Below are 430 nucleotides of genomic sequence, written 5' to 3'. Positions count from 1 at the left end.
CCGGCTCCGGCTTCCGCAGATCCCGCAAGGGAGGGTGGGAATGGTGGGCGCACTAGGGCTCGAACCTAGGACCCGCTGATTAAGAGTCAGCTGCTCTACCAACTGAGCTATGCGCCCCACCGGGATGCCATGGCGCTTGCGCCACCGCGTCCTTGGGCGGGCTTCTAGCCGATCCGGCCACCCCCGGCAAGATGCCTCGGATGCCTTTTCGGCCTGCGCCGCCCTGCCTTCCCGGCGCTGAAAAACAGAAAAAGCCGTGGCCTCGCGGCTTCGGCTTTCGTCACGCATCAGGAGGGAGGAAGGTGGTGGGCGCACTAGGGCTCGAACCTAGGACCCGCTGATTAAGAGTCAGCTGCTCTACCAACTGAGCTATGCGCCCCACCGGGATGAAACGGCGTCTCCGCCGGCCGCATCCGTGGGCGGGCTTTTA

General features: G+C 64.9%; 2 tRNA genes. Both read right to left on the bottom strand.

Annotation, left to right across the window (positions count from 1 at the left end):
• Positions 1 to 41 precede the first annotated feature (41 nt).
• Positions 42 to 117, bottom strand: a tRNA-Lys gene (locus tag CR165_RS24275).
• Between the two features lie 186 nt (positions 118 to 303).
• A tRNA-Lys gene (locus CR165_RS24270) sits at positions 304 to 379 on the bottom strand.
• Positions 380 to 430 lie beyond the last annotated feature (51 nt).

This window comes from Teichococcus aestuarii, assembly GCF_003116135.1.
Taxonomy (GTDB): domain Bacteria; phylum Pseudomonadota; class Alphaproteobacteria; order Acetobacterales; family Acetobacteraceae; genus Pseudoroseomonas; species Pseudoroseomonas aestuarii.
The sequence above is the reverse complement of the archived record's forward strand: the minus strand, read 5'-3'. Positions and strand labels throughout refer to the sequence as shown.